Annotated in this window: 19 protein-coding genes; all 19 read left to right on the forward strand. The window is 39.0% G+C overall.

The genetic code is table 11. The features are described from left to right. Positions 1-4: 4 nt before the first annotated feature. The 19 genes from ACKXGF_RS05090 (at position 5) to ACKXGF_RS05180 (ending at position 13,458) form a co-directional block, all read left to right on the forward strand. Entirely contained in the window at positions 5-1,492 is a 1,488-nt protein-coding gene (locus ACKXGF_RS05090; RefSeq protein WP_411955139.1) for a phage portal protein, read from the forward strand. Between the two features lie 2 nt (positions 1,493-1,494). Beyond that, positions 1,495-2,622 carry a phage minor capsid protein gene (locus tag ACKXGF_RS05095; RefSeq protein ID WP_411955140.1) on the forward strand — a complete coding sequence of 376 codons (1,128 nt, stop codon included), beginning with the start codon at positions 1,495-1,497 and terminating at the stop codon, positions 2,620-2,622. 12 nt (positions 2,623-2,634) lie between these two features. Further along, a complete protein-coding gene (locus ACKXGF_RS05100; RefSeq protein ID WP_279588361.1) occupies positions 2,635-2,757 on the forward strand; it encodes a hypothetical protein in 123 nt (40 codons plus the stop codon). Positions 2,758-2,931: 174 nt separating this feature from the next. Beyond that, positions 2,932-3,504, forward strand: coding sequence for a phage scaffolding protein (locus ACKXGF_RS05105; RefSeq protein ID WP_411955141.1), 573 nt, complete (start codon positions 2,932-2,934; stop codon positions 3,502-3,504). Between the two features lie 23 nt (positions 3,505-3,527). Further along, complete coding sequence (locus ACKXGF_RS05110) at positions 3,528-4,406, forward strand: hypothetical protein (RefSeq protein WP_411955142.1); 879 nt, start codon at positions 3,528-3,530, stop codon at positions 4,404-4,406. 23 nt (positions 4,407-4,429) lie between these two features. Further along, positions 4,430-4,765 (forward strand): hypothetical protein, encoded by a 336-nt coding sequence (locus ACKXGF_RS05115; protein WP_411955143.1) that lies wholly within the window; start codon positions 4,430-4,432, stop codon positions 4,763-4,765. 37 nt (positions 4,766-4,802) lie between these two features. After that, positions 4,803-5,210, forward strand: coding sequence for a hypothetical protein (locus ACKXGF_RS05120; RefSeq protein ID WP_411955144.1), 408 nt, complete (start codon positions 4,803-4,805; stop codon positions 5,208-5,210). Further along, positions 5,197-5,526, forward strand: a complete 330-nt coding sequence (locus ACKXGF_RS05125) for a putative minor capsid protein (protein WP_411955145.1) — start codon at positions 5,197-5,199, stop codon at positions 5,524-5,526. The genes ACKXGF_RS05120 and ACKXGF_RS05125 overlap by 14 nt, the downstream gene beginning before the upstream one ends. Next, positions 5,527-5,871, forward strand: a complete 345-nt coding sequence (locus ACKXGF_RS05130; protein WP_411955146.1) for a minor capsid protein — start codon at positions 5,527-5,529, stop codon at positions 5,869-5,871. Positions 5,872-5,882: 11 nt separating this feature from the next. After that, entirely contained in the window at positions 5,883-6,281 is a 399-nt protein-coding gene (locus ACKXGF_RS05135) for a minor capsid protein (RefSeq protein ID WP_411955147.1), read from the forward strand. Further along, positions 6,282-6,713, forward strand: a complete 432-nt coding sequence (locus tag ACKXGF_RS05140; protein ID WP_411955148.1) for a phage tail tube protein — start codon at positions 6,282-6,284, stop codon at positions 6,711-6,713. It abuts the gene before it with no gap. Beyond that, a complete protein-coding gene (locus ACKXGF_RS05145) occupies positions 6,655-6,960 on the forward strand; it encodes a fibronectin type III domain-containing protein (RefSeq protein ID WP_411955149.1) in 306 nt (101 codons plus the stop codon). The genes ACKXGF_RS05140 and ACKXGF_RS05145 overlap by 59 nt, the downstream gene beginning before the upstream one ends. A gap of 43 nt (positions 6,961-7,003) precedes the next feature. Further along, on the forward strand, positions 7,004-7,396 hold the full coding sequence (locus ACKXGF_RS05150) for a hypothetical protein (RefSeq protein WP_411955150.1): 393 nt from the start codon (positions 7,004-7,006) through the stop codon (positions 7,394-7,396). Positions 7,397-7,400: 4 nt separating this feature from the next. Continuing rightward, entirely contained in the window at positions 7,401-8,027 is a 627-nt protein-coding gene (locus ACKXGF_RS05155; RefSeq protein WP_411955151.1) for a Gp15 family bacteriophage protein, read from the forward strand. Then, a complete protein-coding gene (locus ACKXGF_RS05160) occupies positions 8,028-10,451 on the forward strand; it encodes a phage tail tape measure protein (protein WP_411955153.1) in 2,424 nt (807 codons plus the stop codon). Positions 10,452-10,455: 4 nt separating this feature from the next. Next, positions 10,456-11,166, forward strand: coding sequence for a distal tail protein Dit (locus ACKXGF_RS05165; protein WP_411955154.1), 711 nt, complete (start codon positions 10,456-10,458; stop codon positions 11,164-11,166). A 17-nt stretch (positions 11,167-11,183) separates the two neighbouring features. Next, positions 11,184-12,500, forward strand: coding sequence for a hypothetical protein (locus ACKXGF_RS05170; protein ID WP_411955155.1), 1,317 nt, complete (start codon positions 11,184-11,186; stop codon positions 12,498-12,500). 81 nt (positions 12,501-12,581) lie between these two features. Next, positions 12,582-12,926 carry a hypothetical protein gene (locus ACKXGF_RS05175; RefSeq protein ID WP_411955156.1) on the forward strand — a complete coding sequence of 115 codons (345 nt, stop codon included), beginning with the start codon at positions 12,582-12,584 and terminating at the stop codon, positions 12,924-12,926. A gap of 70 nt (positions 12,927-12,996) precedes the next feature. Continuing rightward, positions 12,997-13,458, forward strand: coding sequence for a DUF2441 domain-containing protein (locus ACKXGF_RS05180; protein ID WP_411955157.1), 462 nt, complete (start codon positions 12,997-12,999; stop codon positions 13,456-13,458). Positions 13,459-13,509 lie beyond the last annotated feature (51 nt).

Below are 13,509 nucleotides of genomic sequence, written 5' to 3' on the forward strand. Positions count from 1 at the left end.
ATAGATGATCAAGAACTTTATCCAGAAGGTGAAAGAGGTGATGTATAAGTTGGGCATTTTAAAAGGTGTTAAAGAGATAGCGCAGCATAAGCAAATTGACATAGACGAGCAGTTCTATAATCAAATTGATTTTTGGGATGCGCTTTATAAAGGCTATCATGCTGACGATTTTCATAATTTGAAATATCACACAATCGAAAAAGGCGAGCAAACACGGCGCATGTTGACCCTAAACATTCCGAAAACCGTTTCTCAAGAAATGGCTTCGCTCGTGTTTAATGAGAAAGTTGATATCAATATCAGTGATAACGAATTTTCGAAGGTCATTGAAGAGATTAAAAAGAACAACAAATTCAACAAGAACTTTCAAGACTATTTAGAGTACAGTTTTGCTTTAGGTGGCCTTGTCATTAAACCTTATGTTGCTAACGACAAGATTAAATTAACGTTTGTTGATGCTAAGTCATTCATCCCTCTTTCCTGGAATAATCGCGGGGTCTTTGAAGCGGTTTTCCCTAACCAATTTAAGAAGGGCAAGTATTGGTACACACACTTAGAATGGCATACATGGGAAGGCAATTTATATGTGATACAAAACACGCTGCATCGCTCAGATAATCAAGCCGAATTAGGTATTACAGTTAATCTTGATGAAGTGTTTGAAGGTTTAGAACCAGAGATACGCTTTAGTCGTTTTGACCATCAAGCTATGTTTGTCCATATCAAGCCGAACGTGGCGAATAACTTTGACATGCACAGTCCGTTAGGCATTAGCCTATATGCCAATGCGCTCGATACGATCAATCAAATTGACACCATGTTCGATAGTTTTAATCGTGAGTTTAGGTTAGGTAAAAAGCGAATTGCTGTACCTTCTGAAATGATTAAGTCGGTTATTGATCCAAACACTGGTGAAATGCATCGTTATTTTGATGCGAATGACGAGTCTTATGAAGCGTTTAAATTTGGCGATAATAGCGATAGTAAAATTGAAGATTTAACCGTTGAATTAAGAGTTGAAGAACATATCAGCGCGATCAACAGCATGCTTAATTTATTAGCTATGCAGACAGGGTTCAGTTCAGGTACATTTAGCTTTGATGGCGAGAGCATGAAAACAGCGACTGAGGTTGTCAGCGAGCAATCTAAGACGTTTAAGTCGAAGAAGGCACATGAGACCGTCATTGAGTCAGCTTTACAAGAGCTTATTGATATTATTGCTTACTTAGGACGCACGTTTCGATTATTTAAGGTGCCTAGTGAATTTGAGACAAGTGTTGCATTTGATGATGCTATTGCTGAGGACAAAACAGCCGAGATTGCAAGGTTGTCACAAGAGCTCCAAAACAAATTAATTCCTAAAAAGCGAGCCATTATGCGTTATTATGGTTTGACTGATGATGAAGCGCAAGAATGGTTGAATGAGATTAACCAGGAAAACGCAACGGCAACCAACGAAAGCTTAGATTTCTTTGGTGGAAGTGGTGAATAGCCATGGATCGTGAAGAACTTGAACAATTTGCGAGAAGAGTCGTCGAAGTTTACTTAGATATGGAAGATGACATGCTCAAAAACATTGGCAAGCGCTTAGCTAAGGGTCAAGACACGATTGAGGATATTGAAGAGAGTGGAGATTTAGAGCGTATACGAGATTGGCAAAGACAGTTAGAAGAGGATTCGGAGGGCTTGAGTGACATTAACATTCGTGCTATTTCTCAGCACTCTGAGAAAGCATCTAAACGTATTAGGGAAATGGTTCGAGAAGCGGGTTTTAAAGGCGTTGATGAAATAGAAAATGATATGATGGACGCTTATGAACGAGGTGCTCTTGATAATAAACCAGGTCCAGCCAAAGAAAGTTCAACACTTTTGCAAATCGCTGAAAATATCGTCGGTAACGCTAAAGATAAATTGAATTTAGTTAATACAACCATGTTAAATCAAGCTGATCAAGCTTATTTAGATATAATTAATCGAACAACATCCAATGTACTAGCCGGAACACAGACACCAAAGACGGCTTTAAGGCAAGTGGTTTCGGACTGGTCGAGTCGAGGTGTTCCGGCACTTGTTGATAAAGGCGGTAAACATTGGAGCACAGAAGCTTATGTCGGAATGATTAATCGAACCATGAGCAATGATGTGGCTAACAATATGCAAGACGCTCGGATGGATGAATACGGTGTTGATTTAATTGAAATATCACAACATATGGGAGCAAGACCGCTTTGTGCGGATTATCAAGGGCGCATATTTAGTCGGAGTGGTAATCATGATAAGTATCCTGCCCTATCGAGTACCAGTTACGGTAAGGCGGCGGGATTGTTTGGTGTTAATTGTGGCCATATTAAATACCCTTATTTTGAAGGCATGAGCAAACAAAGTCAGAACACAATTGATAAAGATAAGAACAAGCAAGCTTACGAGAACCGACAAAAGCAACGTTATTTAGAACGTCAAATACGTCATGCTAAACGAGAACAGTCGATGTTAATGGAGATTGGTGATGGTCAAGGCGTTCACTTTGCAGAGGAAAAAGTAAGAGAACGTCAGAAAGCAATGCGAGACTTTATGGATAAAACAGGTCGAACACGTCGTTATGGCCGTGAACAGCTAACTTAAGGGGGTGATGCTTTGTCTAAAAGCAAGAAAATCGAAGAACTAGAAAAGCGTGTGAGTGATTTAGAACATGCTATGCATCAAATCATGATGGACAAGCAGAAAGAAAAGCAAGACAAACCACAGTATTTTGGTTAGTTAGGAGGTGATCCGCTATCTCCGTTGGTCTCGGTTAAAGGACTGGTCTTTAAGCAACAGACGGTAAACAAGCTTATTTTTTATGCCCTTTTTAAAGGCTTGGGGTAAAACTAAGCGGAACCTTCGGCGTGAGGTGTGACACGCTAAAAAACATAAACAAGGAGTCGATTATAAATGCCAGATTTAAAAGAGTTACTAGGTGAAGAGCTTTACAATCAAGTCGTTGAAAAAGCTGGAGACGAGAAAGTTGCTGTTGTTAGTGACGGTTCTTATATTCCGAAAGAGAAGTTTGATGAGAAATTACAGGAAGCTAAGGACTATAAGCAACAAGTTGAAGAGCGTGATAATCAGCTTGACGAATTGAGCAAAAAAGCTCAAGGCAATGAAGAGTTAACGCAGCAGCTAGAAGATTTGAAGACGCAAAATCAGCAAACGAAAGACGAGTACGAGCAACAATTGCAACAACAAGCGTTTGATCACGCGCTAGATAAGACGCTAACGTCTGAAAATGTTCGTAATCCGAAAGCCGTCAAGGCTCTATTGGATATGGACACGATCAAGTTAGAAGAGGATAACTTGAAAGGGCTAGATGAGCAGCTTAATTCACTTAAAGAGAATGAGCCTTATCTATTCGAAAGTGAGGACGGCGGTGACGGTAATCCGAACTACTCAACAGGTGATCACCAAAACCCACAGGGAGGCTCAGATAGCTTCCTGAGTGCTCTGCAAGGTGGAACGCAAGAATAACAAATTTAAGGAGATGATTTGCAATGCCAAACGCAATTAATTTAGTAGAAAAATATGGTCAGGAATTAGACCAAGTCGTTAAGCAAGCAACATTAACAAATGTTTTAGAAACACCTAACGTTAACTGGATGGGAGCTCAAACGTTCCATGTCCCAACTGTAGGTGTTACAGGTTATCAAGACCACAGTCGTAACGGTGGTTGGAACCGTGGTGAAGTTGATACAACAAACGAGCCATACACACTATCATTCGATCGTGATGTTGAATTCTTTGTTGATCGCATGGATGTAGATGAGTCCAATCAAGCTGCTAGCGCAGGTAATATCACGCGCACCTTCTTAAATGAGAAAGCAGGCCCTGAAGTTGACGCTTATCGTTTCTCTAAAATAGCAACAAGAGCACTTTCTGACGGTAATAATACAGAGGAATCAGTAGGTAGTGTCGACGTTTACGATCGTTTGAAGTCAGACATTCTTAAAGTTCGTAAATATGGTCCGAACAATCTAGTAGCTTATCTATCAAGCTCAGCGATGGATGGATTAGAACGTTCTGATAAATTCACTCGTAATATCCAAGTGCAAAATGGTGGTACGGCGATTGAAACTCGTGTCACATCACTAGATGGCGTTCAGTTAGTTGAAGTTTGGGACGCAGAACGTTTCAGCACTGAGCACGATTTCACAACAGGTTTTTCAGCTACTGGTCAAAACATTAACTGGATTATTGTTAACCGTGGCTCTATTGTGGCTAAAACGAAGATTAATTCTATCTATCTATTTGAGCCAGGCGCGCACACGCAAGGTGATGGTTACTTATACCAAAACCGCATGTACCATGATTTGTTTGTTATGAAGAACAAAGCGGACGGTATTGTGCTATCTGCAGAAGCGCCTGCAGCCTAAATTGATTAAAGGAGTGATAGACGATGAAAAAACTTAAAAAAGAAAACGCGGTCATTCAAACGAATGACTCGTTAAAAGAAAAAGAGCTCAAATTAAAAGGTTTTAAAGAAATTGATAAAAATGGGCAAGTGGTTGAAGAGCAAGTAGAAGGCTCGATTAGTCAAGCTGAATTTGATAAGTTGCAAGACGCTTATCAAAAGCTTAGCGAAGAAAAAGATGACGCTGCTCAAAAAGCTCAAGATTTGAATCAAGAGCTTGGCGAAGTAAAAGAAGAAAACGAGCAACTTAAACAAGACTTAGAGAAAGCACAAAAAGACCTCGACAAAGCTAAGAAGGAAAGTAAGAAAGAGGGCAAATAAGCCTTCCTTCTTTTTTATTATGAAAGGGGTGTAAGGCATGCCCTATATTGATAAGACGTATTACGACGAAGACTTTAACGGCTTGAATCTTGATGATGAACAAGAGTTTGATCGTTATGCGAAGCGAGCTAGTGATGTAATAGATCAAGTAACGGGTTATAAAATCGCTCAAACTGATTTTGAAAGCTTACCCTCGTTTATCCAAGAACAAGTCAAAAAAGCAACTGCAGCACAAATAGAGTTTTATCAAATAAATGATGGACCAGAACTGCTAGATGCAGGGGACGATTTTTCTAATTTTGCGACTGGTAATTTTACGTTTAGTAAAGGTGGTAAATCAGAGAATAAGCAAGCTGATCGTGTTAGTCCGTCAACAATAGAGCATCTAAGACCAACAGGTCTTTTATATACTGGATTGGGAGTGATAGAACGTGCCTTCTATTAGACCGATTCCCAAGATGCTATTAAAAGATTCGATTCAGTATCAATCTAAAAACAGTAATGATGGCTGGGACGATTCTTATAGCGACAAACAAACTATCAATAACGTTCGCGTCGAGCCTGTCAGCTCTATGAACAGAAGCGGGGACAGCGAGGGTAAACAAGCGAATGATGTTGTTTATATCGATTATAAGAATTCATCTTATTTCCCAATCGATGCTAAACCAGGCGACTTAGTAAACGAACGAGAGGTTACTAGAGTAAATGTGTTAAAAGCGTTTAAAGAAACACCCCATCACTTGGAACTGGAAGTGATTTAGATGTTCAAGGTTAGTATTGATCTCAAAAGCACCAAAGAAAAGCTACCCAAATCGCTAGATAAAGCTCAATTCGTGTTAGATACACAAGTTTTAAAGGATAGTAATAACTATGTGCCAATGGATACTAAAAATTTAAGGGACAGTGGCGTAAGAGAAACTGATCCAGGGACCGGTCAAGTCAGCTGGGAAACGCCTTATGCTAAAAAATTGTATTACAATCCACAATATGATTTCAGCAAAGACGACAACCCTAACGCTCAAGGTTTATGGTATGAAGCAGCTAAAGCTAATCACAAAAAAGATTGGCTTAACGTGGCTCAAAAAGCATTCAGAAGTTTATTTTAGGAGGTGTGATATTGGATTTTTTAAATCAAGTTAAAGCGCATATGGAATCGTTATCGTTCACACCTTCTATTATTCAGATAGGGCTATATATAGAAGATGGTGACAGCATAGCCATCAGGCCTAGCCCTAACACAATTGATGATCGCTATATGGATGAAGGTAAAATCTATCCATTTAGCTTTCAAGTATTAGTTCATCACCAGAGTAATGCTGAAGCGTATAGCATGATTGAGAAGTTATTAAGTGAATACGATAATCTATCAAACGGAGCGGTCACGTCTAGTGATGGCTCTTTTAATTTGGTCTCAATTCAGTGCACTAACACACCGAACTTTGTTCAAAAGACGAGTTTTGGCGTTTTGTGGACGTGCCAATTTGAGGCTGAATTGCACATTAAAGGAGGGAATTAAATGAGTTTTCTATTGCAGTATGAAAATAAATTAGAAATTGATACATCACCAGATAGCACAGAGAGCTTTAAAACCCTTGCCAAAGGGATTAATACAATGGAGGCGGATCCAAATGAAGAGCAAGCGCAAGATCGTTATTTCGACGGGAAAGGTTTTGCTGAAACGGATGTTATCGGAGCCCAATTAATACTAAGTGTGGAAGGTCATCGTTATTATGGTGATCCTGCGCAAGACTTCATTTTCTCAAAGCAAGTTGAAGTCGGTCCTGCGCGTCGCACAAACTTCCGATTAACGTTACCTGATGGCGCAACATTCGAAGGGCCTTGTACAATCGCTAATATTGTTGGACCAGGTGGCGCAGCAGGCGAAAAAGGTGCTATTTCGTTCGAAATTCACTTCAATAAAAAACCCGAATACACACCTGGACCCTAAAGCGCCCGTCAACCTAACTTCTAGCAATGTCATGTCAACGTCTGTTGATTTAAATTGGGACGAAGTTAGCCAAGCTGACGGATATTACGTGTATCAAGATGGTGTTCAAATTGATGATGTTTCAACTGAAACCTTAACGGTTGAGAATCTTGACCCAGAAACAGAATACGAGTTTTATTTGACGTCTTATCGTGACACTTATGAATCTAAGAAGAGCGACTTGATTACAGTTACAACGACTGCATAGAGGACGGTTTATAGCCGTCCTTTTTTATTTAAGGAGGAAGACAATGGCGCAACTTAATTTTAATTTTGAACAGCCGTTTGATGAGATCGATATCAATGGCCATATCTTTAAGCTTTATTACGACGACGAGAGCTTAAAACGTTATCAAAAGCTTGCAACAGATTATCAACAAGACGCAGAAAAATATGCTCAAAAACAAAATGATCTTGGAAACATGTCTGAAAAAGAAATTGAAAAACTTGAGCAAGAAGGCGTTGAATTTCTGAAGCGATTTACAGATGGTTTTTTCGGTGAAGGCGCATTTGAGCCAATCTATGAAGCAAGCGGGCGTTCAACGCTCAACTTTATGCCTTTAGTTGAATACACGCTTGATTGGCTAAATAACAAGATGCCAGATATCGATCAAGCGAAAAAAGATTACTACTTGAAGAAGTGATTGTATGAGACTAACAGAGCGATTTCATGACGTACTTTGGATTGACGAATGTAAGTACCAATTAGACTTATCATTCGATAATATCTTGCGAATTCATGAGTTGAAAGACGATTTGAAAATAGATAATAAAAAGCGAATTGAATTAATGTTTGAAATGCTAGTGGGGTCTGATCTTGACCTAACCTTAGAACAAAAGGTTGAAACGATTGAATATATTTTTTCAGAATTTATCACAAAAGAAAAGGTTCAAGAAAAAGCAGATACCGAAGATTCCAGCGAAGAATCTGAACAAAATAAACCTAAAAGCTACGATTTGAGCAAGGATGCGGATTACATATTCGCGTCTTTTTTTATGGACTATGGGATTGATCTTATTGAACGACAAGGTGAGTTGCATTGGCGTAAGTTCATTGCCCTATTAAATGGGCTGAGCGAGAAGACACCATTTATGCAGGTCATCAAGATTAGAACGATGGAAGTTCCTAAAGCCAATAAGCATAACCAAGAAGAGCGCAAGCGCATTAAGAAACTAAAACGCATTTATGCACTTGAACGAGAAGACGACGACGGAAGTCAAGTCTTTGACGACATGGTGAATGCATTTGGTGGAAGGCCTGAAGGTGGTGAGTAAATGGCAGACGGTAGAATCACGATCGATACAGAGATTAATCAAAAAGGTGCTGAAAAAGGCACGCAAGCCCTACAGAAAAAGCTGGATGGAACTGCTCAAAAAGCAAAGCAAGTCGGCGGGAATATGACGAAGTATCTAACTGCTCCCATATTAGCCATTGGTGCTCTAGGCATGAAGTCAGCTAAAGATTTCAGCGGCGCTCAACGTACTATACAAAATGAGCTAGGAGTCACGCAAGATGAGGCAGAGAAACTCACTGATGTAGCTAACGACATCTATAAAAAGGGTTTTGGCGAGAGCTTAGATCAAACGGCAGGTGCCTTGTCTGATGTTAAGAAACAATTAGGGGATTTGGCAACAGATGACAATATAGAGGAACTTACAACTAATGCTTTAGCATTATCAAAAACTATGGATGCGGATGTTAACGAGATCTCACGTACTGGAGCAACGTTAATGAAGGAGTTCGGAGACAGCGGAAAAGAAGCTATGGATATCATCGCTTGGGGGTCCCAGAATAACCTAGATTTCTCAGATGAGTTGCTCGATAACATAGCTGAGTATGGCCCGCTATTTAGTGAAATGGGTTACTCATCCGAAGAGTACTTCAACCTACTCAAACAAGGTACAAAAGAAGGAGCCTACAATCTAGATTATATCAACGATGTTATGAAAGAATTCCAGGTTCGAATAAAGGATGGGTCTAGCAGGACGAAAGATGCTATGGGTCAGATGTCCGATTCGACAAAACAGCTTTGGGAAGATATGAAAGACGGAAATGCTACCGTCAAAGAAGTCAGCGACGCGGTTATGGATGATTTAGGAAAAATGGATGAAACCATGGCTAATCAAGTCGGTGTCGAGTTATTCGGTACCAAGTTTGAGGATCTGGAGCAAGATGCAGTATTAGCTCTGCAGGATGTTGATAGCAATATAAAAAATCTAGATGGCACAATGCAAGACATTACAAAATCTCAAGAAGAGTCTTTCGGACAAAGATTCAGATCTTTGCTGAGAAAAAGCGGTGATGCTTTAAGACCTTTAGGCGAGATCCTTCTTGATCTAGCTGAACAAGCTTTGCCTCCTGTAACAAAAGCTGTCGCTACAGTATCTGACTGGCTCAAGAATTTACCAGGCCCCGTTCAAGTAATCATTGTTGTGATAGGTGCACTAATGGCAGTTTTAGGTCCATTGATAGTGATGTTTGGCCTGTTAGCTCCCGCTATTACAGCAGTTAGCCTGCCTATTTTGGGTATTGTTGCAGCGGTTGTGGCCGTGATAGCTATTATAGCTACCTTAACAACTCTTATTGTTGTTTATTGGGATGAGATAAAGGCATACACGATCGTTGCTTGGAATGCCATTAAATCATTCTTTATAGCGACATGGAGTTGGATAAAAACTGCCTTTTCAGCAACAGTTGAATGGATTAAGAATGCAGCAATAACGGCGTGGAACTGGATTAAAAATACTACGATAATGATATGGAATGGTATCAAGAGTTTCTTTTCATCTCTATGGAAGGGCATAAAAGGTGTCTTCAAGTGGTATATTGAAACATTCAAGAACAATGTGTCAATGGCTTGGAACTGGATAAAAAAGACAACACAATCGGTGTGGAATGGTATTAAAAATTTCTTCTCATCATTTTGGGGAGGCATTAAAAATATATTCAAGACGGTTATTCAGTTCCTACGAGATAGAATCAGCAATGCTTGGCAGTGGATTAAAGGCATAACGTCATCTGTCTGGAATGGTATCAAGGCAGTTGTTACAGGTGTATGGAATGGGATTAAATATGCTGCAAGCAGTGTATTCAATCGGATAAAAAATTCCATTACAAATGTCTGGAATACGATTAAATCGGTTTCGTCATGGGTTTGGAATGGTATTAAAGGGACTTTATCAGGTATTTGGAATGGTATCAGTTACAGCGTATCAAGTGTTTTTAACGGCATCAAAGATACGATTACAAGCGTTTGGAACACGATAAAACGGACAACCAGTTGGGTGTGGGACGGTATCGTTGATTCTATTAAAGGCGCTATCAATGGTGTGATCGGTGCCATAAATGGCATGTTGAACAGCATAAGTGATATAAGTATTAGTCTACCAAACGTACCCGATTGGGTTCCTGGTGACATGGGCGGAGGATCCATAAGCTTTCCGAATCTACCTAATATACCTAGATTAGATGTAGGTACGAATTTTGTAGCCCAAGATGGACTAGCTATGCTACACCAAGGTGAAGCCGTCGTCCCTAAAGAATACAACCCTGCTGCAAATGGTGACCAAGAACGGGAACAAAAACAACCTGCCATAATAAACTTAAAGTTAGCAACCACTAATTTTAAGGCTTTTGTAGAAGATATAACGGATGTGCAAGACAAAGAAGATTTCCGATTACGGAAATCGAGGGGGTGATGATGTGTTATTTAATGGTATTGATCTTAACCCTTATCTAAAAATTAAGTCTATACAAGGAAGGGGAATGACTAATGCAACAGTCGAGATGACGGATTTAACAGGAACAGATGGCTCGCATTTTCGTAGGCGAACACGAGGCCCAAGGTCAATTACGATTGATGCAGATATTCGAGGCACTGATCGTGAGGATATAAGACGTAAAATTGAAGATGTTAATGGGATTCTAGATGTTAATAATCCTGTTCCAATAGAGTTTCCTGACGAAAAAGGCAAGATTTATTATGGTGTTCCTGAAGCTTCAAGTGAAGATGACGAATATTTCTTTAAGCACCAAGGTCAGCTAACTATCATCTGCCCCAAACCGGACAAGATTGGTGCTCAAATCAAGAAAACGCTTGGCAACAGCACATCATCGATCTACTACGAAGGCACAGCCAAAACGAGACCGATCATTAACGTTACGTTTAGTGAGTCGGCTTCTTTTTATGAGGTCGAAAATCAAGACGGCCTTAAGGTTAAAATCAATTATGACTTTCAACCCAGTGATGAATTAGAGCTAAATTTTCAAACGCAAAAGATTACGATTAATGGCGAATTGCAAATGACGTCATTAGCCTGGAGCGTTTCGGATTGGTTTTTTATAGAACCTGGTTACAATACCCTTCAGTCGTCTCAACAAGCGAAAATGAGGTACGTGAAAAAATGGAAGTAAAGCGTGGTGATGGTTAAGTGTATATTAACTCATTAAACAAAACCAATTATATTAAAAACGTCGACACGGGTTCCTCGATTCATCTAACTGTAAGCGACTACGATGAGAGTTTAGTTGATCTAACAAGCTATGATTCGGTTGAAGTCATTATTGGTGATGATACGGGTCGGCTGAGAGAAATCAACCCTACTTTAGAAAGTGATACTGGTGAGCTATCATTTGATTTTACATCAGATGACTTGCTGCCAGAAGGTGAATACTATTTAGAAGTTCATTTAATAGAGTCTGATGGAAGCATTCGAGTTGCACCGTCTGAACGTAAATTCTACATGCATGTGACAAAGAGTCTCGATGAAGTTGGTGATATGGTTAATGTTATTACCATTCAGGAATTCGAGCAGCGTATTCAAGATGCAGAAACGACTGCTAATGATGCAGCGACTTATGCAAACAATCAAGGCGATTATGCCAAGCAAGAAGCAGATCGTTTAGTTGGAACAGACGTTTCACAATTAGATACTGAATTGACGAATCACAAAGATAACACATCCAATCCGCACAGTGTTACTAAGTCACAGGTTGGACTAGGTAACGTTGATAATGTTCAACAAGCCAGTAAAAATGACTTTGATGACTTGGTTGCGCGCGTAGGTAACAACGAAAATTTGAATACGAACGAGAAGTCAAAAATCATTTTAGCTTTGAATGAAGTGAATAATAAAGCGGATGATATTGCGAGTAATCTTACTGCACATAAGGCAGAATTAACTAACCACAAAGACAACACGTCGAATCCGCACAGTGTTACCAAGTCACAAGTTGGATTAGGTAACGTTGACGATGTTCAACAAGCTGCTAAAACGAATTTTGATAGCCACGTATCTAAAACTGCTACTGATGGTGCGCACGGGATGGGGAGCGTCGCTTCTAAAGATTATGAAGAGGGAGGTTGGTCTCCTAAGTTTGAGGGATCCGATGTTGCTGGTAGTACGACATACAATAGAAACGATGGAAGGTATATAAAGATAGGTAACATGGTTCACGTCATGTTCGATATTTATATAAACACGCTCGACAGTAACATAGCGGGCGATTTAAATATTACAGGATTACCATTTTTAAATGGTGGTATGAGAAACGCCGTCTCACTTGAACGATTTGCAAGAATATCTTTAGCTAGTAATATGACGACTATCTCAGGCGAGATCCGAGAAAATGAGAATCATATAAGGCTATATTTTTCAGGTGATAATCAATACAATCAAAGAGTAGCAGCAAGTGATATCAGTTCTACAACCTTAATTGCTGGTTTTGCGACTTATTCGATTTGGTAAGCTTTTAAAATAAAAAAAATGAAATATTATGAAGGAAAATCCTCTTCTTTGTTGAAATTTCTTATTTACGGAGGGGGATTTATGGAGAATACATTTTCATTAGATGTCGTTCAACTTGATTATATTATAAGAGCGGCATTTGCATTAGTTATATTGTCTATAATTTATAGGATATTTTGGGTTAAAACTTTGGATGAATTAAGTCTAGATGAACAGGTAATGTGTACGTTGAAAATTGCAGGCTATGGTTTGTTAGGTTACTTTATTTATTGTAATGCTAATTGTATGGAATCTATTAATGTCCTTCACTATTTCACATTTTTACTTGCCGTATTCGAAACAGCCCATAATATTATGCTTTCATGGAGTATATATATCGGAGCATTGTTGAGGATGGGTATTGATGAAGCATCTATTCAAATTTGATTTTCATAATTTTAAGGACACTTATACGAAATGATTATGGTATAATTATCCACCAAAAGGGGGTGGGTAAATGAGTTACCATTTATCCAATGTAAATTTTGAATATGGAGATATGATCTATGGAATGTATGGAAGAAACGTTCAACATCCAGATTTCTATCAAAAATGCGATCATAACTATGCTCAATATTTAAAAGAAATGATTTTTGAGGATTACAGAAAAGCAAAACACCCAAACACTCCATCAAGATTAAGTTCTGTTTATCTTATTGAAGACATAGAGTCTGCTAGAAAATATGCAGAAAAACATAACAAAAAGTATATTTATGAAATAGATATATCAGGATCTCGGAGAATGCTAACTGCAGATATGAAGTGGATGGATATTGCTAATCAAAAAAGTGTCAAAGAGTTACTTGAGATTGTGGACAAATATTTTAACGGAATCCCTTCACCTAATGAAGAAGAAAGAACATGGGAAACATTAGTAGAAGGGTCAATAAAGGTAATCAGTAAAGTAGAATCAATTTAAAGTAAGAGCCCAAAATCAGGGCTCTTTTTTAATGCTCAAAGGCAGGTGATT

The organism is Alkalibacillus sp. S2W (genome assembly GCF_046764385.1).
Lineage (GTDB): Bacteria > Bacillota > Bacilli > Bacillales > Alkalibacillaceae > Alkalibacillus > Alkalibacillus almallahensis.